Raw genomic sequence first — 19,018 nt, forward strand, 5'->3', positions numbered from 1 at the left:
GCTCGCTACGCGAACCGGGGCCCGACCTGCTGTCGGATGCCGGTCACGGCAGACCGGCGTAGGGTGGGCGACAGGGACACGTTCGGGTGGACGACAAGGAGTGAGGCTCAGCTGGTGACTGCTTCCGACGTCAGGGACTGGGACCCGGGCGACGGACGGATCTCCACGCCGAGTACCACACGGGCCGCGGCGTGGTCCGCCGACGCGCGGTCCTGGCCTGCGCCCGCGCTGCCGCCGCTGGCTCCCGACCGCGACCAGGCCGCACCGGACTGGTCCGAGGTCGTCGAACACTTCCGCGAGGGCCTGGTGGTCTGCGACGCGGACGGTGTTGTCCGGCACGTGAGCCCGGTGGCCGAGCGGCTGTTGCCCGAGGTCGTGCCCGGTGAGACGCTGGCCGCGTCCGGCGTACCGGGACTGGACGAGGGCGCCGCCGGCGCTTTCACCCACCACGGCCGTCGGCTCACCGCCCGCCAGGTGCCCCTCTCCGCCGGCCGCTGCTGCTGGTACGTGGAGGACGTCACCGAGAGCGTCAGCCGTGCCGACGCGTTGCTCGCCGAGCGGGCCCGGTCGGCCTTCCTGGCGGTGGTGGGCGACAAGCTGGGCAACCCGCTGCACCCCGACCGGGCCGCCGCCGCGGTCGTCCGGCTCGCCGTGCCGACCCTGGCCGAGGTGGCGGTGCTGGTGCTCGCGCCCCGCGCGGGGCGGGCCCGGTGGTGGCGGGCCACCCGGGTCGACGACGACGCCCCGATGCTCGACAGCGGCGTCCTGACCGGCGGCACCCTCCCTACGGCCATCGCCGACGGGTTCACCGGTGTCGAGCCGCACGCGGTCGACTGGCTGGTGGAGCAGGCGGTCGACGCCGGCTGGCTGCCCGGCCTCACGAGTGTCGACAGCACCGTCCGGGTCGTTCCGCTGCCGGGCCGGGACACCCCCGTCGGGGTGCTGTTGGTCGCCCGCCGCTCCAGCCGCTGGTACGACGAGGACGACGTCGAGTTGATCAGGGCGTTCGCGACTCGGGCCGGCGCGGCGCTGACCACCGCCCAGCTCTACCGTGACCAGGCGGAGGTCGCCGACACCCTGCAGGCCAGTCTGTTGCCGGTCGAGCCGACCGAGGCCGCGGGCGTGCAGTGGGGCACCGCGTACCGCCCGGCGCAGGCGGGACTGCGCATCGGCGGCGACTTCTACGGCTCGCACCGGCTCGCCGACGGCGGTTCCGTCTTCTTCCTCGGTGACGTCTCCGGCAAGGGCGTCGAGGCGGCCGTGTTCACCGGTCAGCTCCGCCAGTGCCTGCAGGCGCTGCACCGGGTGGAGTCCCACCCGGGTCGGCTTCTGCGGCTGCTCAACGATGCCCTGCTCGAGACCACCCAGGCCAACGGCCAGGGCCGCTTCGCCACCATCGTGCTGGGCGTGGCTCGTCCGCAGCGCGACGGAGGCGTGACCCTCACGATGGCCGGAGGTGGGCATCTGCCGCCGCTGGTGCTGCGCAATTCGGGCGACGTCGAGGCGGTGCCGCTGCGCGGCATGCTGATCGGGGTGGTGCCCGACCCGCGCGTCGGCGAGGTGACCGTACGACTGGCGCCGGGGGAGACCTGCCTGCTCTACAGCGACGGCGTCACCGAGGCCCGTGGGGGTCGTCGCGGCGACGAGCAGTTCGGCGCGGAGCGGCTGGTGACGGCCGTGACGGGTTGCCAGCGCATGCCGGCGCCGGCCCTGGCCGAGCGTGTCGAGCAGGTCACCTGTGACTGGCTGGCGGACGGCGACCACGACGACATCGCGGTCCTGGCGCTGCGCGCGGTCAGCCCCGGCGGCCGCGGCGCGCGGCACCTGCACGCCGTTCCCACGCCGACGACCGGCGACGAGCAGAGGATGAGCCCCGCGTGACCGCCCCCGCCGCGACGACGGACCCGACCGACGCCTACCCCGGCTATCTGACCTGCCTCGCCGACGCCGACGAGTTCGCCGCGATCGACGTGGCGATCGGCCTCCTGGACGCGGGCGTGCCGCCGGAGCGGGTGCTGCTCGACCTGGTCGCGCCGGCGCAGGCCGAGGTGGGTGAGCGGTGGGCCCGCAACGAGTGGAGCGTGGCGCAGGAGCACGCGGCCACCCACATCAGCGAGCGGGTGGTCGGCGCCGTGGCGGCGCACGCGAACGCGCGCCCGACCGGCGGGCACGTCGTGGTGGCGTGCATGGACGGCGAGTGGCACGCCCTGCCGCCCCGGCTGGTGGCCGAGGTGCTGCGCCTGCGCGGCTGGCAGGTGACGTTCCTGGGGGCCAGCGTGCCGGCGGCGCACCTCGTGTCGTACCTGCACCGGCACGACGCGCAGGCGGTCGCGCTGGCCTGCGCGCTGCCGATGCGGCTGCCACACGCCCACCGGATGATCGAGGCGTGCCGGCGGTCGGACGTGCCGGTGGTGGTCGGCGGACGGGGCTTCGGGGCGGACGGCCGGTGGGCGGCCCGGCTCGGCGCGGCCTGGGCGCCGAGCGCGCCCTCGGCGGCCGAGTTGATCGCCGACGAGCGGGCGCTGCGGCGGGTGCCGCCGGCGCAGCTCGCGCACCTGGCCGACGACGAGTACGCGAGTCTGGTCCGCCGCCGTGGCGAGCTGATCGACAGCGCGCTGACCGACCTGCGCGAGAAGGTGCCGGCGACGCGGGAGTACACGGCCGCCCAGCTGGACTCGACGGTGAGCGACCTGGGTCACATCCTGGACTCGCTGGCCGCCGCGCTGTACGTCGACGACGCCTCGCTGTTCACCGAGTTCGTCGACTGGCTCGCGGAGATCCTGACGAGCCGTCGGGTGCCGGCCAGCGCCGTCGCCCTGACCCTGGAGCACTTCGCCGCCGAGCTGCGGGACTACCCCCGGGCGGCGCACGCGCTGGCCCTGGGGCGTGCCGGGCTGGCCGCCGCGTCCCGTTCCGCCGGCTGACCAGGGCCGGCCGAACGATCACCACGGGCTGCGGACCTGTCGTACCCCCCTGCGTATACTTGCCGCACTGCAAACGTCCCACCCGTCGGTGGAGCGAGCGAGGGGGAGACGGTGACGTTCAGTGTCAGCGACGCCGAGCGCGATGGCGGTGTCGCCTGCCTACGGCTCGCCGGTGAGCTGGACCTGAGCACCGCAGACGAGCTGACCGCCGCCATCGACCGGCTCAGCGCCGCCGGCGAGCGGCGGGTGCTGCTCGATCTCACCGACCTGACCTTCTGCGACTCCACCGGGATGGCCGTGTTCGTCCGGGGCGACAACCAGGCCGCCGCCGACGGGGGCTGGTTGAGGATCACCGGCGCGAGCGGGCGAGTCGAGCGCGTGTTGCGGGTCACCGGTCTGGCGGACGTGCTCCGCTACGTTCCGGACACGGTCGACCCGGCGTCCCACGGCGCCCCCTGATGGGCTAGATTTCCCCGCCAGCGTGGTGACCGTCCGGTCTCCATACTCCGCCGACCCGAGGCAGGTAGTGATGGGCGACAGCCCGCAGCCGGTACGCATCCTGGTGGTCGACGACGATCCCGGCGACGTGCTGATGATCGAGGAGGCGCTGGCCGACTCCGACGTCGAGAAGATCATCGACGTGGTGAGCGACGGCGAGGAGGCGATGGAGTTCCTCCGGGCCGAGGGTCGCCACTCGCAGGCCCGTCGACCGGACGTGATCCTGCTCGATCTCAACATGCCGCGCATGGACGGCCGTCAGGTGCTCGGGGCGGTCAAGCAGGACGAGGATCTGCGGACCATCCCGATCGTGGTGCTGACCACCTCGAACGCGGACACCGACATCGTCGGCAGCTACACGTTGCAGGCCAACGCGTACGTCACCAAGCCCATCGACCTGGACGACTTCAACGACGTGGTGCGTCGCATCGACGAGTTCTTCGGCCGCGTGGTCGTGCTGCCCAAGCGCCCCTGACGCGCGTCCCGCGCATGCTGAACAATTTCCCCGAACCGCCTCGGTAGGTGTCGCCGCGTCCGAGGATCCAGGTGGGGAAGTAACAGCGGCTGCCTGGGGGGCGACAGTATGAGGTTCTCCGTCGTGAAGATCGGCTACGACCAGCGACAGGTCGATTCCTGCCTGGACGAGCTGGCGGTGAGGTTGTCCCGACTCGCGGCACGGGCGGAGGGCGCGGCCGGGGCGACCCGGGAGTGGGACGAGATCCGCCAGGAGGCGACCTGGCTCAGCGGGCTGCTCCAGCGACTGGACCTGGGCGACGCCGCCACCACCCGTCGGGCCGGCGACGTGGTGCGTCAGGAGGCGGACGAGATCCTGGCGCAGGCCCGCTGCGCGCTGGACGAGGCCCGCGAGGAGGCACGTCGTCTCCGTGAACAGGCGTACGAGGATGCCGTGCAGGCCCGGCGCGACTTCGAGGAGGCGCTGCACGCGCGCCGCCGCCGCGAGGCCCTGGTGGACGAGATCCTCACCGGTGTGACGGTCGAGCCGGTGCCGGCCGACACGCCCACGGCGGCGGCCGGCACGGGCGTACCCGCGACCCGGATGGCGGCCGGCGGCCGGGACAGCGGCGCGCAGCCGCCCACCGGGCGTACGGGCCGCTGAGCGGCCTCAGGCGAGCAGCGCCGCCGCCACGGTGGTGGCACGGTCCTCGTGCGGGGCGTACGCGTCGGGGTACGCCGAGACCTGCACGGCCTGGGCGGCGGCGGTGAGGCTCATGTCCTGCCAGCCGGGGATCTCGGCGAGGGCGGTGTAGAAGGCCCGGGCGGCGTACGACGGGCGCATCAGCTCGGCGACGGTGCCCCACCCGCTGCTGGGCCGCTGCTGGAACAGCCCGACCGAGTCGTGGTCGGAGCCGCTGCCCTGGTGGGGGTACTCGCTCGACTCCGGCAGCACGTCGCTGGCCAGGTTGTAGAGGTTGCTCTCCTGCATCGCGGTCGCGAGCGCCACCACCAGAGCGCGGCGCGGCATCTTCAGTTCCACGCCGACGTCCACGATGATCTTCGCGTTGTCCATCTGCTGCTGGTCGAGCCCGGCGACAGGGCGCGGCCGGCGGGGCTTGACCGGCTTCTTGGGGGCCTTGCGGGTGACGGTCGGCCGGGGGGTGGGCGAGGCCGTCGGGGTCGGGATGACCCGGGCCGGGGCGGCGTCGCGGTCCAGCGACCGGGAGGCACGCTCGTCGGCGATGGCGGCACGGTCGGCCAGCGCGTCGGCGATCGGCCGTACGGGCTGCGGAGTCTCCTGCGCGCCGCGGGCGGCGGTGAACGCGCCCAGGCCGAGGCAGCAGGTGACGCCGGTGGCCAGGGCGACCCGGACCGGGGTCGAGCCGAGCAGGGCGCGGCGCGGCGGTTCGGAGGCCCGATGACGGCCGATCGTCCGTTCGGTTGATGCGGCGTCCCTCGTGCGGGTGGTCGGGGGCGCGTCGGTCAGCTTCTGGGCGGTGGGGTCGTCGGGATGCACCCGCCGAGGCTAGATAGTCGGTTGCCCGATGCCATCAGCCCCAAGAGTGGCATGCGCCACAATTTGCCCGAATCCACGATGTGGTATCGGTCGAAGGCTGGTTATACCGGCATAACCTCGCCGATCAGGCGAGCCGGGTATTCCCGATTCGCCTGGTCAGACCGCTCACGACGACATGCCGGTACGTCGATCCGGGCCGCGCACGGACCATCATCCGATCGGGTGAGGGCCAGATCCACCAAAGGTCGACCTCAGTGCCGACCGTTCTCCGCCGGACTGACGGTCAGCCGGTGCCGCGTGTTGTCGCTGCTGGAGAAGGGCCAGAGCCGGTCGGCGTACTCGACCAGGTCGGCCAACTGCGACCGGCTCAGACCGGCCGACGAGATCGAGGCGTGCACGTCGGCCCGGTACCGGCCGTCGTCGTCGCGCCCCAGCTTCGCCTCGGCGCGCACCTGGACCGTGTGCGCCTCGTCGGTGATCTCCCCGGCCGCCTCCACCGCCGCGTGGTGCAGGCAGGAGGCGAAGGCCGCCGCCAGCAACTGCTCCGGCCTCAGGCCGGTGCAGTGCGCCGCCAGCGGCGACGCGAGCGGCGTGGAGAGCCCGCCGTCATCGGTTCGGACGTGGCCACCCTCGGCGGTGGCGGTGGCCTCATGCAGCCAGGAACTCGGACTCGGCATCGCGTTCCTCCCGTCGCTCACCCGCCCGGCTACCCGGCCGGGGGCAGGCGAAACGCCCAGGTCAGGTCCGGTCGACGACCGACAGCGCCTCGGTGGGCTGCGCCGCCGCCCGCTCGGTCCACGGCGACGGCGTCGCCGACGGTGGCCGTTGCGTGGGGATCGCCATCGGTACGTAGACCCGGGCGTCCACGACCTCGGCCAGCAGCAGCGCCGCGACCAGGCTGGTCGGACGCTCCCCGGGATCGTCGGCCAGGCAGGAGCGGCACAACTCGGACACCTCGGGCGGGAGCCCGTCGATCTCCGGCAGCGGCTCCGGCGGTCGGGTACGGCGTGCGGCCAGCAGCTCGGCCGGGGTCTGCGCCCGGTACGGCAGCCGACCGGTGAGGCAGTAGTAGAGCAGCACGCCGAGGGCGTACATGTCGGCGGCCGGCGTGGCGGGCGCGCCGTCGAGCTGTTCCGGAGCCAGGTACGCCGGGGTGCCGAGCAGCATGCCGTCGGGCATCGGGTCCGAGGTGCCGGTCGGGGTGGCGATGCCGAAGTCGAGGACCTTCACCCCCGCCGGGGTGAGGATGACGTTGGCCGGCTTGACGTCGCGGTGCACGATGCCGCTCGCGTGCGCGGCGGACAGCGCGGCGGCGACCTCCGCGCAGACCCGTACCGAGATCCGCCAGTCCAGCGGACCCGACCGCAGGTGCGCGGCGAGCGTCTCGCCCTCGGCCAGCTCCATGACGATGTACGGGACCCGGCGGCCGGGAAGCGTCGAGGAGGTGCCGAAGTCGTGCACGCTCGCCACGTTCGGATGCACCAGCCGGGCCGCCGAACGGGCCTCCGTGCGGATCCGGTCCACCGTGTCGTGGTGGCCGTCCGGGCCGGGCGCGATCAGCTTCACCGCCACCGGTCGGTCCAGCACGCGGTCGTGGGCTCGCCACACCTCGGACATACCGCCGACGCCGATGCGCTGTTCGAGCTGGTACCGCCCGTCCAGCGTCCGCATCGACAACTCCTCGTCCTCGTCCCGCCGGTGGCGGGGCCTGGGAATCGCGGTACCCGGGGGCCGAGCTGGGCAAACCGCGTCGGCCGCCGATCACGCCGTACCTCGGCCGGGGCCGGCGTCGGGTGCGGTAGCTTGCGACCCAGGGCGGTACGCACCGAGCGTGCCGGCACCGTCACGCAAGGGAGCCGCGATGGGCGAGGTCACCGTACGCTTCATCGGCGGTCCCGCGGACGGCCTGGTCCGCGCGGTACCGGCCGAGCCGGACGGCGCCCCTCCGCAGCGGTGGATCATGCGGCATCCGGGCGGCACCGGCCCGACGCAGCCGGGCCCCGACCACCTGTACGAGCGCGACCAGCCCGACGGTCACGGCGGGTGGAGCATGCGCTTCGTACGGACCGACGCGTACGGGGTGTCCGAGTGACCACGGTCGGAGGCTGAGCGGTGGCCCGGCGGCCCGGCCGCACAGCTGGCACACAGCCGGCGCAGAGGCGCGACACAGCGGACCCGTCCACGATGGGGAGCATGGTCATCCAGGGGCAGACCGTGCCGAGCCGGATCGAGTTGCGTCGCCCGGACGGCGAACCGGTCCGGGTGCTGGTCGTGGACGACGAGGCCACGCTGACCGACCTGCTCTCGATGGCGCTGCGCTACGAGGGTTGGCAGGTGCGCAGCGCCGGCAACGGCATGGCGGCGTTGAGCGCCGCGCGGCAGTTCCAGCCCGACGCCGTCGTCCTCGACGTCATGCTGCCCGACCTCGACGGCTTCCAGGTGCTGCGCCGGCTACGCGAGCACGCCCCGACCGTGCCGGTGCTCTTCCTGACCGCCCGGGACGCCGTCGAGGAGCGCATCGCCGGGCTGACCGTCGGCGGCGACGACTACGTGACCAAGCCGTTCAGCCTGGAGGAGGTCATCGCCCGCCTCCGCGCGCTGCTGCGCCGCTCGGGCTTCGCGGTCGCCGCCCACGAGGAGGCGCTGCTGACCGTCGGCGACCTCACTCTCGACGAGGACAGTCACGAGGTCCGCCGTGCCGGCCAGCTCGTCACGCTCACCGCGACCGAGTTCGAGCTGCTGCGCTATCTGATGCGCAACCCGCGCCGGGTGCTCAGCAAGGCGCAGATCCTCGACCGGGTGTGGAACTACGACTTCGGCGGCCAGGCCAACGTGGTGGAGCTGTACATCTCGTACCTGCGCAAGAAGATCGACGCCGGCCGACCGCCGATGATCCACACGCTGCGCGGCGCGGGCTATGTCCTCAAACCCGCCGACTAGGGCACTCGCCCGTCTGCGGCGCTGGTGGGCCGGCCGACCGCTGCGGACCCGGCTGGTACTCGCCCTGGTCGCGCTGCTCGCCCTGGTCAGCGTCGCGATCGGCGGGCTCACCACGCTCGCCCTGCGGCACGTGCTGGTCGCGCAGGTCGACACCCAGTTGACGATGGGGGACCGGCCGCGCGACGTGCCGCCGTGGTTCCGTCCGGGTGGCGACCCCGGGTGGCCCGCCGCGCGGCCGGGCGTGGCCGCACCGTCCCCGCCGGAGCCTCCGCGCGGCTTCCCGCCGGGCTCGCTCGCCGTACGCCGGGCCGACGGCGTCACCACGGCGACGCGGAGCACCGCGAGCGGCAGCCTCGCCGACGTTCCCGCCGCCGACGCCGCCCGGCTGGTCGCGCTGCCCACCGACGGTCGGCCCCGCACCGTCGCCCTCGATGACGGGGACGTCCGGGCGGTGGCCCGGCAACTGCCCAACGGGGTCGTGGTCGCGGTGGGCATCCCGCTCAGCGGCGCGCAGGACACCGTCTGGGCGCTGGTCGCCGCGCAGGCCGGGGTCGTCGGCCTCGGCCTGCTCCTGGCCGGTGGCGCGGGCGCGCTGATCGTGCGGGCCACGCTGCGACCGCTGAACCGGGTGGCCGCGACCGCGGCCCGGGTCACCGAGCTGCCGCTGGACCGGGGCGAGGTGGCGCTCGCCGTCCGGGTGCCGGCCGCCGACACCGACCCGCGGACCGAGGTCGGCCAGGTCGGCGCGGCGTTGAACCGGATGCTGGGCCACGTCGCCGACGCGCTGGCCGCGCGGCAGGCCAGCGAGACCCGGGTACGCCAGTTCGTCGCCGACGCCAGCCACGAGCTGCGCACCCCGCTCGCGGCGATCCGCGGGTACGCCGAGGTGGCCCGCAGGGGCCGCGACGAGGTTCCCGCCGACGTGGCGCACGCCCTGCGCCGCGTCGAGTCCGAGAGCGCCCGGATGACCAGCCTCGTCGACGACCTGCTGCTGCTGGCCCGGCTCGATGCCGGCCGCCCGCTCGCGGCCGACCCGGTCGACCTGTCCGCCCTCGTGGTGGACGCGGTCAGCGACGCGCACGTCGCCGGCCCCGAGCACCACTGGCGGCTCGACCTGCCCGAGGTGGTCATCCGGGTTCCCGGCGACGCCGCCCGCCTGCACCAGGTGGTGGCGAACCTGCTGGCCAACGCCCGCGTGCACACCCCGCCCGGCACGACGGTGACCACCACCCTCGCCGTCGAGGCGGACGCCGCCGTCCTCACCGTCGCCGACGACGGGCCGGGGGTGCCGGCTCAGGTGCGACCGGAGATGTTCGAGCGGTTCGCCCGGGGTGACAGCTCCCGGTCCCGGGAGCACGGCAGCACCGGGCTCGGCCTGGCGATCGTGGCGGCCGTCGTCGAGGCGCACCGCGGCACGGTCGGCGTCGACAGCCGTCCGGGCCGGACCGTGTTCGCCGTCCGCCTGCCGGATCCCACAGCCGGAAGCTGACCGATCAGCCTCCGGCCGCCTGGCGCACCAGACGGCGGGCCTCGGCCCGCGGCACGCCGGTGGCGCGGAGCAGGTCGTTGGCGGCGGTCCGCAGTTGGGAGACCACGATCGTGCCGGAGAAACCCAACCCCTGCCGGCACGCCGCGCCCGCCTCCCGGACCGCGTGCAGCACGCGCGCTCGAGCCTGCACGGGCTCCCGCGTGGCAATGACCTCGCGGTGCAGCAGCCGGACCGCCGCGCCCAGATGCTCCACCGCCGCCGGCAGCGCGGCCGGCACCGGTTCCTCGTCGCGCACGGTGGTGACGATCCGGCGGACCAGACCGCGACTCGTCCGAAAGGCCCGCTCCATGTGGATCACTCCGCGCCGGTAGGCGGCGATGGTCTCGCGGCGACGCCACCGCACCGGGGACAGCCGTACCACCTCCTCGGCGGCGACGGCCACCTCGGCGAGCCGCTTGAGTTTGGGGTCGGCGGCGCGCATCCGTTCCAGCACCGCCTGCGCCCGGTCACCGTCCGCCGTCGCGAGCGCCTCCGCCGACGCGGTCATTTCCCGGGCGAACAGGTCCAGGGTGGGCTCGGCGGCCCGGCGTACCGTACGCAACGGGTTGATCGGCAGGAGCACCAGCATCACCAGCAGTCCCGCCGCCCCGCCGACCAGGGCGTTGATCGTGCGGGGCAGCTCCAGGTCGGGCGAGGTCGGCGTGAGGGTGGCGATGAGCACCGCCGTACCGCCGGCCTGGGTCATCAGCGCGCCGGTGCCACGCACCAGTACCGCCCCGGCGATCGCCAGGAACACGATCACGCCGGTCTGCCACGGGCCGGTGCCGAACAGGCCGATCAGCAGGTCACCCACACCGATGCCGAGGACCACGCCGGCGACCAGCTCGAAGGCGCGCGGCGCCCGGCTGCCCAGGGACGCGGCGATCACCGCGACGGCAGCGGCGGGCGCGAAGGTCGGTTCCGGGTTGCCGAGCACCTGGCTGGCCACCACCCAGGCCAGCGCGGCGGCCACGCCCGCCTGCACCGCCACGATGAGGTACGTCCGCAGCCGTCCGAGCCCGGCACGCACGGTCTCGGCGACCCGACCCCGCAGGGTGTCCGGGGCGCTCACGCCGGGTACGCCATGGTCGCGGCCAACGCGACCACCCCCGGCAACCGGGTGTCCTGGCGCAGGAACTGCACCACCACCGGCACGGGTGAGCGCAGCAGGCAGCCGTACGGGCGGTCGAGGCGTACCGCCTCCGGGTCGATCAGGTCATTGACCCGGACGTGCCGGATCCGCCGGGCGTCGACCCGGATGGTGTACGGGCCGACCGGTTCGGTGTCCTCGTAGAAGACGTGCAGCTCGACGTCGGCGCGGGTGTCGGTGGCGTTGAGCACGCAGACCTGGTCGAAGCTGGTGAAGTCCGGCTCCGGGCCGTTGCTGGGGAACGGGATGTGTCCGCCCGGCACAACCCAGAGGCGGGCACCGACGTCGGGCATCAGGTCTCCTCCAGCAGCCGGGTGAGGTCGGGGCTGGCGAAGACCCCGTCCGGGTCGAGACGGTGACGTACCGCCTGGAAGTCGTCCCAGCGCGGGTAGAGCGGGCGCAGGTCGCGGGCGGTCAACCAGTGTTTCTTGCCCCAGTGCGGCCGGCCCCCGTACTGGCGGAACACCGCCTCCATGTCCCGGAAGTAGTCCTCGTACGGCAGGGACGTGTTCTGCAGACAGGCGATCGTGGTGGTGGGCCGGCCGTACGCGTTGCTCAGCCAGATGTCGTCGGCGGCTATCGAGCGCACCAGCACCCGCCAGCCGGCGACGCGACTGTGCCGCCCTTTGATCCGGCGGCGCACCTCGGCGAAGCAGGCGGGAAACGCCTCGGACGGCATCATGTACTCGATCTCCTCGAACCGCAGGTCCCGCTCCTGCGGAATGGTGCGGTGCGCCGGACCGGAGCGGATCTCGTGCGGGGCGCCCCACGGGCCGGAGTCGGGCACCCGCGGTGCGGCCCACACCCGCCCACCCGGCACCTCGTCCGCGCGGTTCATGGTGCGGATCTGTGTCTGATCACTGCGCGGGTACCAGTAGAAGTCCATGTTCCGGTTGGTGTGCTGGAGTTCGGCGAGGTGGTCGAGGGTCCATTCCAGGTGCGCACACCACGCCCGGCGGCGCAGCTCGTATCGAGGTTGCACATCGAGGGTGAGCTGCGTGACGACGCCGAGCGCGCCCAGCGACAGCCGGGCCGCCGGGAGCAGGTCCGCGTTCTCCTCGGCGGAGATGTCCAGCACCTCTCCGGTGCCGGTGACCAGCCGGACGCCGGTGACCTGGGTGCACAGGTTGCCGAAGCCGAGACCCGTGCCGTGCGTGCCGGTGGCCGTCGCCCCGGCGATCGACTGGTAGTCCACGTCCCCGAGGTTGTCCATGGCCAGGCCGGCGTCGTACAGGCCCTCGCCGAGGACCTTGAGTTTCGTGCCCGCCCACACCCGGGCCCGATCGTCGTCCTCGCTGATCACACCGGCGAGCCGGTCCAGGCTGAGCAGGATGTCGTCGGTACGCGCCAGCGGGCTCGACGAGTGGCCGGATCCGACCGGGCGGATCGTCCGACCCGCCTGCCGGGCCCGGACGACCAGGTCCCGTACCGCGTCCTCGTCGGCCGGCTCGGCGTACTCCCGCGGGGTGAACGAGAGGCTGCCGGACCAGTTGACGAACCGCCGCATGGCGCGGACTACCCGTCGGCGCGACCGGTAGTCACCCAGCCTGGCGTTTCCGGGGCGGCCCACCGGGTAAGCGCGCCGCGTGCCGATCCTCGGCTTACCCGCCCCGCACGAGCGGACGCCGCCGATCGACTCGTTCGCGTTTCTCTCCGACACCCACACCGGGGCGTTGCTCGGCGCGGACGGCACGGTCGAGTGGTGGTGCGTGCCGCACTTCGAGGGCGACGCAGTCTTCGCGCGGCTGCTGGACCGCCAACGGGGTGGGGCGTTCACGGTCACCGTCGACGGCGCGACCGAGCCGGTGCGCCGCTACCTTCCGGGCACGCTGGTGCTCGAGAGCGCGTACCGCCTGGCCGGCGGCAACGCGGTCGGGCAGGACTTCCTCGCCGTGCAGGCCGGTGACGCCGCCCAGCCGTTCCGCGCGGACCGGCTGCTGGTGCGACGCCTCACCGTGCGCAGCGGCTCGGTGCGGGTGCGCGTCGCGGTGACCCCGCGTCCTGGGTACGGGACCCGGTCGGTGGACTGGCGTCGCGGTGTCGACGACGAGTGGGTGGCCGCCGAGGCCGGGTTGCGACTGCGCTCGGCGCTGCCGTTCCACCTCGACGGTGCGTCCCTGCGGGCCGAGACGGAGCTGCACGAGGGGCAGCGCCTCGACGTGCTGCTCGGCTACGGTCCGCACCCCATCGCGGCCGTCGATCCTGCCGAGCTGTTGACGCATACCTGCCGGACCTGGCGCGAATGGTCCGCCCGCGCCGACTACTCCGGCCACGGCAGCGACCAGGTGCGGCACAGCGCCGCCGTGCTGCGCGGGCTGTCCTTCGACGAGACCGGGGCGTTGCTGGCCGCGCCCACCGCCTCGCTGCCCGAGGAGATCGGCGGTGTCCGCAACTGGGACTACCGTTTCACCTGGCACCGGGACGCGGCGCTGCTGCTGCTCGCCCTGTTCCGGTTGGGCCACGCCGAGGAGGGCCGCCGATACCTGCGTTTCCTGCTCGCCACCTGCGGCGGGACCGGCGACGTCCTTGCCCCGCTGGTCGGCATCCAAGGCGTGACCGGGGACGAGCGGGTCCTGACGCACCTGGGCGGGTACGCCGACTCACGGCCGGTGCGCATCGGTAACGAGGCCGCCCAGCAGCTCCAGTTCGACACGTACGGGCACGTGCTCGACGCCGTCCTGTCGTACCAGCAGCTCACCGGCGAGCTAACCGACGCGCAGTGGACGGTCCTCCGCCGGCACGTGGACACCATGGCCGCCCGGTGGCGGGAACCCGACCACGGCATCTGGGAGATCCGCGGGCCCCGCCGGCACTACGTCAACTCGAAGGTGATGGCCTGGGTGTGCCTCGACCGGGGCATCCGCCTCGCCGGCCTGCTCGCCGACCGCGACGCACCCGTCGAGCGGTGGCGTGCCGACCGCGACGCCATCCACGCCGAGGTGATGGAGCGCGGTTACCACCGGGGCATCGGTAGCTTCGTGCTGGCGTACGACTCGACCGAGCTCGACGCGTCGTTGCTCCGGATGCCGCTGGTCGGATTCCTGCCCGGCGGCCACCCCCGGGTGCTGGCCACCATCGACCGCATCCGAGCCGACCTCACCGTCGCCCCGGCGCTGCTGCGCCGGTACACGGCCGACGACGGGCTGCCCGGCCACGAGGGTGCGTTCCTGCTCTGCTCATTCGAGCTGGTCTCCGCACTGGTTCTGGCCGGGCGTCGCGACGAGGCGGCCGAGGTGTTCGACCAACTCCGCTCGTACGCCGGACCGCTGGGTCTGTACGCCGAGCAGCTCGCGGCGGACGGCACCGCGTTGGGCAACTACCCGCAGGCCTTCACCCACCTCGCGTTGATCGAGGCGGCCCTCAACCTCGATGGCGCCGGCGACCGGGACGCCCTGCACGCGTGGGTGGAGCGGAACATGTGAGTCGCGCCGGCCCGACCGTGTTCGCCGTCCGCCTGCCGGATCCCACAGCCGACGCATAGGCGGCGCACGGGGTCCCGCCAGTTCGGCCGCCGAGGCTGGCCGCATGGACCGAACAGACACCCTGTCGACGACGCCCGACGAACCCGGCTCGGTGGGGCCGCCCCGGACGGACACGCGCCCCGAGGAGCACCCGCCGCCACCGGACCGTTCGGCGACCTGGACCCGGCCCGCTCTGCTGGCCCTGCTCCTGGGCACCGGCCTGCTCTACCTCTGGGGTCTGGGCGCCTCCGGCTGGGCCAACTCGTTCTACGCCGCCGCCGTGCAGGCCGGCTCGGTGAGCGGGAAGGCGTTCTTCTACGGCTCGTCCGACGCGGCCAACTCGATCACCGTGGACAAGACGCCCGCCTCGCTCTGGCTGATGGCCCTGTCGGTGCGGATCTTCGGGTTGAACAGCTGGGCGATGCTCGTCCCGCAGGCGCTGTGCGGGGTCGCCTCGGTCGGCGTGCTGTACGCGAGCGTGAAGCGTTGGTACGGGCCGGTCGCCGGTCTGCTCGCCGGAGCGGTCCTCGCCATCACCCCGGTGGCGACGCTCATGTTCCGTTTCAACAACCCCGACGCCCTGCTCGTGCTCCTGCTGCTCGGCGGCGCGTACGCCACCGTGCGCGCGTTGGAGACGGCCAGTACCCGGTGGATCGTGCTGGCCGGGGCGCTGGTCGGCTTCGGCTTCCTGACCAAGATGCTCCAGGCCTTCCTGCTGGTGCCGGTGTTCGCCGGCGTCTACCTGCTGGCCGCCCCGACCGGGCGGTGGCGGCGGGTGCGCCAACTCCTGCTCGCCGGCCTCGCGGTGGTGGTGTCCGCCGGCTGGTGGGTGGCCGTCGTCGAACTCGTCCCGGCCAGCGCCCGTCCGTACGTGGGCGGGTCGCAGGGCAACAGCATCCTGGAGCTGACCCTCGGCTACAACGGCCTCGGCCGGATCACCGGCGACGAGGTGGGCAGCGTCGGCGGCGGCGCCGGATGGATGGGCGGTGGCGGTGGGCCGTTCTCGGGGCGGACGGGCCTGCTGCGGATGTTCGACGGCGAGGTCGGCGGTCAGATCTCCTGGTTGCTGCCGGCCGCGCTGATCCTGCTGGTCGCGGGCCTGCTGGTGGCCGGTCGGGCCGGGCGTACCGACCGCACCCGGGCCGGTCTGCTGCTGTGGGGTGGCTGGCTGCTGGTCACCGGACTGATCTTCAGCTTCATGTCCGGGATCTTCCACGCCTACTACACGGTGGCGCTCGCGCCGGCCGTCGGCGCGCTGGTCGGGATCGGCGTCACTCTGCTCTGGCGGCAGCGCCGACCGCGGCCCGTCCCGGCCGCCGGCACGCCTGAGGAACCGGTGGCGGTGTCCCGGTGGGAGCGGTGGCGTCCGCTGGCCGCCACGGCGACGCTCGCCGCCACCCTCGCGGTCACGGTCTGGTGGGCGTGGGTGCTGCTCGGGCGCAGCCCCGACTGGTACCCGTGGCTGCGTGCCGTCGTGCTGGTCGCCGGTCTGCTCGGCGCGGCCCTGCTCCTGCTGACCGTCCGACTGCCCCGGTGGCTGGGGGCCGTGGCGCTGGGCGTCGGCGCGGCAGCGGCCCTCGCGGGGCCGGCGGCGTACGCGGCGCAGACCGCGGCGACCCCGCACACCGGCTCGATCCCGAGCGCCGGCCCGGCCGGGGCGGGCGGTTTCGGCCGCGGCCCCGGCGGGCGACCGCCGGGCGGCATGGCGTTCCCCGGCAGCGGGCAGTTCCCCGGCGACGGCCGCAACGGCAACCAGAACGGCGCTCAGCCGCGCGGCGGCGACGGCCGCAACGGCAACCAGAACGGCGGGCAGTTCCCGGGCTTCCCCGGTGGCGGGCAGGCGCCGGGTGCTCCCGGTGGCGGGCAGGCGCCGGGCTTCCCGGGCGGCTTCCCCGGTGGCGGTCAACGGCCTGGCTTCCCCGGCGGCGGGGGATTCCGGGAGGCCGGCGGCGGCATGGGCGGACTGCTCGACGCTCGCGAGCCCAGCGCCGCGCTGCGTGAGCTGCTGGAGCGGGACAGCGATGACTACACCTGGGTGGCGGCCACCATCGGTTCCAACAACGCCTCCGGCTATCAGTTGGCCACCGGCGACCCGGTGATGCCGATCGGCGGGTTCAACGGCAGCGACCCGTCACCGACCCTCGCCCAGTTCCAGCGCTACGTGGCCGACGGAAAGATCCACTACTTCGTGGGTGGCGGCGGCTTCCGGGCCAACGGAGGCAGCTCGGCCTCGCAGGAGATCTCCACCTGGGTCGAGGAGACCTTCACGGCGCAGACCGTCGACGGGGTCACCCTCTACGACCTGAGCACCGGCGCGGACGCGTCGTGACCGCGCTCAGCGGCCCGCGTCCCGCCGTCCAGACCCGGTCCAGCACCACCGGGGCGGTGCTGGACGTGGTGATCCCCGTCTACAACGAGGAGATCGACCTCGGGCCATGCGTACGCCGGCTGCACGCGCACCTCACCGAGCACTTCCCGTACCCGTTCCAGATCACCGTCGCCGACAACGCCAGCGTGGACGGCACCCTGGAGGTCGCCGACGGCCTCCGCCGTGAGCTGCCGGGCGTCGAGGTGCTGCACCTGGACGCCAAGGGACGCGGGCGGGCGCTGTCCGCCGCGTGGTCCGCCTCGTCCGCGCCGGTGCTGGCGTACATGGACGTGGACCTGTCCACCGATCTCGCGGCGCTGCTGCCGCTGGTCGCGCCGCTCATCTCCGGCCACTCCGACCTGGCGATCGGCACCCGGCTGGCGCGTACGTCCCGGGTGGTGCGCGGCGCCAAACGGGAGGTCATCTCCCGGGCGTACAACCTTCTGCTGCGCGGGGCGCTCGCGGCACGGTTCTCCGACGCGCAGTGCGGGTTCAAGGCGATCCGCGCCGATGTGGCCGGTGAGCTGCTGCCCCTCGTGCAGGACACCGGGTGGTTCTTCGACACCGAACTGCTGGTGCTCGCGCAGCGGGCCGGGTTGCGCATCCACGAGGTGCCGGTGGACTGGGTCGACGACCCGGACAGTCGCGTCGACATCGTCGCCACCGCCCTGGCCGACCTGCGGGGGATGGGGCGGCTCGGACGGTCCCTGGTGACCGGCGCGCTGCCCCTGACCGAGCTACGCGCGCAGCTCGGTCGGGCGCCGCTGGCCGCGCCGCCGGCGCAGGTGCCGGTCGGGCTGCCCGGGCAGCTGGTCCGGTTCGCCGCCGTCGGGGTGGCCAGCACGCTGGCGTACCTGCTGCTGTTCGTCGCGACCCGGGGCGCGCTCGGCGCGCAGCCGGCGAACCTGCTGGCGCTGTTTCTGACGGCGGTGGCGAACACGGCCGCGAACCGGCGGCTGACGTTCGGGATCACCGGTAGCCGGCATGCCGGTCGGCACCACGCGCAGGGGCTGCTGGCGTTCGGCCTCGGCCTGGCGTTGACCAGTGGGGCGCTGGCGGTGCTGCACGCGGCCGTCGCCGTACCCGCCCGACCGGTGGAGCTGGCGGTGCTGGTGGTCGCGAACCTGGTCGCCACAGTGCTGCGCTTCGTGCTGCTGCGCCTGGGCATGCACCACCGGCGCAGCTAGGCCGGTCAGCCGGTCAGCATCTGCGCGAGGACCTCGACGACGCGTCGGGTGTGCCGCCCGTCGGGGTCCTCGTCGGGGTTCAGGTCGGTCACGCTCATCCCGAGCAGCCGGTCGGTGCGGGCCAGCGGCGTGACCAGTGCGACGAGGTCCGCCCACCGTGGCCCGTCCGGCTCCGGGTAGGTCACCGCCGGCAGGTCCCGTGGGTCCACCACGTCCAGGTCGAGGTGCAGCCAGGCCGGCCCGTCGCCGGCGCGGGCCAGGCTCGCTCCGACCGTGCCGGCGCCCTGGCGCAGCAGGTCGGGGGCGGGCACCTGGTGGATCGCCGGGTCGATCCGGGACGCCTCGACGCGACTGTCCTCGTCGGTGGGCGGGCGGTGGCCGAGCAGGTGCACCCGGGCGGGGTCGAGGAGCGCGTCGTCGACGCCGATCGCGGCGGCCGGGCCGTGCCCGGTGACGACCGACAGGTCCATGTCGGCGGCCTCTCCGGTCGGTGACGTCGTGCCGTCGAGGAAGTCGGGATGCGCGTCGACGAACCACAGCTCGGTCGTGCGGGGCAGGGCGCGGCAGATGCCGGGCAGGATCGCGCAGTCACCTCCGAGCACCAGCGGTCGGTGCCCGTCCGCGATCAGCCCGCCGATCCGGGCGCTGATCGCGGCGCCGGCCCGGACCAGGCCGGCGGCGTCGATCACTCCGCTCGCCGGCTCCCGGTTCGGGTCCCGCAGCCGGGCCTCGTCGATCTGCCCGTCGTCGTCGGCGGCCAGGGCGGCCAGCAGGCCGGCCCGGCGCAGGGCGGCCGGCGCCCGCTCCTCGCCGCGTCGCGCGCCGGAGGAGTCCAGTGGCGCGTCCACGACCATCCAGCGCACGCTTCGCAGCCTACCGACGGAAGCGGCTTCCTGTGGCCGGGCTGGGAGTCCTCGGATGTGGGCGCGGGGGCGCGGACGAGCAGCGTACGGTGATGGACAAGTCCGGCTTTCTGGGTCAAAAGCCTCA

Annotated in this window: 18 protein-coding genes; 11 read left to right on the plus strand and 7 right to left on the minus strand. The window is 73.9% G+C overall.

Annotated features, from left to right (window positions below):
* Positions 1–114: 114 nt before the first annotated feature.
* From ACQPZK_RS13515 to ACQPZK_RS13535, 5 genes are all read left to right on the plus strand, one after another.
* Positions 115–1,881: a SpoIIE family protein phosphatase gene (locus ACQPZK_RS13515; protein ID WP_433538628.1), complete on the plus strand. Its 1,767-nt coding sequence runs from the start codon at positions 115–117 to the stop codon at positions 1,879–1,881.
* The gene (locus ACQPZK_RS13520) at positions 1,878–2,924 is read left to right on the plus strand and encodes a cobalamin B12-binding domain-containing protein (RefSeq protein WP_433538629.1); all 1,047 of its coding nucleotides are present in this window, start codon (positions 1,878–1,880) and stop codon (positions 2,922–2,924) included. Before ACQPZK_RS13515 ends, ACQPZK_RS13520 begins: the two co-directional genes overlap by 4 nt.
* A 111-nt stretch (positions 2,925–3,035) precedes the next feature.
* Positions 3,036–3,383, plus strand: coding sequence for an STAS domain-containing protein (locus ACQPZK_RS13525; protein ID WP_433538630.1), 348 nt, complete (start codon positions 3,036–3,038; stop codon positions 3,381–3,383).
* Positions 3,384–3,453: 70 nt separating this feature from the next.
* The gene (locus ACQPZK_RS13530) at positions 3,454–3,897 is read left to right on the plus strand and encodes a response regulator (protein WP_422739965.1); all 444 of its coding nucleotides are present in this window, start codon (positions 3,454–3,456) and stop codon (positions 3,895–3,897) included.
* A 108-nt stretch (positions 3,898–4,005) separates the two neighbouring features.
* On the plus strand, positions 4,006–4,539 hold the full coding sequence (locus tag ACQPZK_RS13535) for an ATPase (protein WP_433538631.1): 534 nt from the start codon (positions 4,006–4,008) through the stop codon (positions 4,537–4,539).
* Between the two features lie 6 nt (positions 4,540–4,545).
* Here the strand turns inward: ACQPZK_RS13535 and ACQPZK_RS13540 are convergent, their stop codons facing one another.
* The 3 genes from ACQPZK_RS13540 to ACQPZK_RS13550 all read right to left on the minus strand — a co-directional run bounded on the left by ACQPZK_RS13540 (position 4,546) and on the right by ACQPZK_RS13550 (position 7,065).
* On the minus strand, positions 4,546–5,394 hold the full coding sequence (locus tag ACQPZK_RS13540; protein ID WP_433538632.1) for a hypothetical protein: 849 nt from the start codon (positions 5,392–5,394) through the stop codon (positions 4,546–4,548).
* 251 nt (positions 5,395–5,645) lie between these two features.
* Positions 5,646–6,071: an OsmC family protein gene (locus tag ACQPZK_RS13545; RefSeq protein WP_433538633.1), complete on the minus strand. Its 426-nt coding sequence runs from the start codon at positions 6,069–6,071 to the stop codon at positions 5,646–5,648.
* 61 nt (positions 6,072–6,132) lie between these two features.
* The gene (locus ACQPZK_RS13550; RefSeq protein WP_433538634.1) at positions 6,133–7,065 is read right to left on the minus strand and encodes a serine/threonine-protein kinase; all 933 of its coding nucleotides are present in this window, start codon (positions 7,063–7,065) and stop codon (positions 6,133–6,135) included.
* A gap of 190 nt (positions 7,066–7,255) precedes the next feature.
* Here ACQPZK_RS13550 and ACQPZK_RS13555 point away from each other — a divergent pair, with 190 nt between their 5' ends.
* The 3 genes from ACQPZK_RS13555 (at position 7,256) to ACQPZK_RS13565 (ending at position 9,823) form a co-directional block, all read left to right on the plus strand.
* A complete protein-coding gene (locus ACQPZK_RS13555) occupies positions 7,256–7,486 on the plus strand; it encodes a hypothetical protein (protein WP_433538635.1) in 231 nt (76 codons plus the stop codon).
* Positions 7,487–7,587: 101 nt separating this feature from the next.
* The gene (locus tag ACQPZK_RS13560) at positions 7,588–8,334 is read left to right on the plus strand and encodes a response regulator transcription factor (protein WP_433538636.1); all 747 of its coding nucleotides are present in this window, start codon (positions 7,588–7,590) and stop codon (positions 8,332–8,334) included.
* The gene (locus tag ACQPZK_RS13565; RefSeq protein ID WP_433538637.1) at positions 8,312–9,823 is read left to right on the plus strand and encodes a sensor histidine kinase; all 1,512 of its coding nucleotides are present in this window, start codon (positions 8,312–8,314) and stop codon (positions 9,821–9,823) included. The genes ACQPZK_RS13560 and ACQPZK_RS13565 overlap by 23 nt, the downstream gene beginning before the upstream one ends.
* 4 nt (positions 9,824–9,827) lie before the next feature.
* On the opposite strand, the gene ACQPZK_RS13570 is transcribed toward ACQPZK_RS13565, so the two are convergent.
* From ACQPZK_RS13570 to ACQPZK_RS13580, 3 genes are read right to left on the minus strand one after another with little or no spacing between them, the layout of a single operon-like run.
* Positions 9,828–10,934, minus strand: coding sequence for an FUSC family protein (locus tag ACQPZK_RS13570; protein WP_433538638.1), 1,107 nt, complete (start codon positions 10,932–10,934; stop codon positions 9,828–9,830).
* Positions 10,931–11,305: a sensory rhodopsin transducer gene (locus ACQPZK_RS13575; RefSeq protein WP_433538639.1), complete on the minus strand. Its 375-nt coding sequence runs from the start codon at positions 11,303–11,305 to the stop codon at positions 10,931–10,933. The genes ACQPZK_RS13570 and ACQPZK_RS13575 overlap by 4 nt, the downstream gene beginning before the upstream one ends.
* Entirely contained in the window at positions 11,305–12,519 is a 1,215-nt protein-coding gene (locus ACQPZK_RS13580; protein WP_433538640.1) for a D-arabinono-1,4-lactone oxidase, read from the minus strand. Before ACQPZK_RS13580 ends, ACQPZK_RS13575 begins: the two co-directional genes overlap by 1 nt.
* A gap of 79 nt (positions 12,520–12,598) precedes the next feature.
* Here ACQPZK_RS13580 and ACQPZK_RS13585 point away from each other — a divergent pair, with 79 nt between their 5' ends.
* From ACQPZK_RS13585 to ACQPZK_RS13595, 3 genes are all read left to right on the plus strand, one after another.
* On the plus strand, positions 12,599–14,434 hold the full coding sequence (locus ACQPZK_RS13585) for a glycoside hydrolase family 15 protein (protein WP_433538641.1): 1,836 nt from the start codon (positions 12,599–12,601) through the stop codon (positions 14,432–14,434).
* Between the two features lie 103 nt (positions 14,435–14,537).
* The gene (locus ACQPZK_RS13590) at positions 14,538–16,802 is read left to right on the plus strand and encodes an ArnT family glycosyltransferase (protein WP_433538642.1); all 2,265 of its coding nucleotides are present in this window, start codon (positions 14,538–14,540) and stop codon (positions 16,800–16,802) included.
* Positions 16,799–18,028 carry a glycosyltransferase gene (locus ACQPZK_RS13595; RefSeq protein WP_433538643.1) on the plus strand — a complete coding sequence of 410 codons (1,230 nt, stop codon included), beginning with the start codon at positions 16,799–16,801 and terminating at the stop codon, positions 18,026–18,028. Before ACQPZK_RS13590 ends, ACQPZK_RS13595 begins: the two co-directional genes overlap by 4 nt.
* A gap of 5 nt (positions 18,029–18,033) precedes the next feature.
* Here the strand turns inward: ACQPZK_RS13595 and ACQPZK_RS13600 are convergent, their stop codons facing one another.
* Positions 18,034–18,882, minus strand: a complete 849-nt coding sequence (locus ACQPZK_RS13600) for an arginase family protein (RefSeq protein ID WP_433539198.1) — start codon at positions 18,880–18,882, stop codon at positions 18,034–18,036.
* Between the last annotated feature and the right edge of the window lie 136 nt (positions 18,883–19,018).

It is taken from the genome of Micromonospora sp. CA-249363, from assembly GCF_050950185.1.
Taxonomy (GTDB): domain Bacteria; phylum Actinomycetota; class Actinomycetes; order Mycobacteriales; family Micromonosporaceae; genus Micromonospora.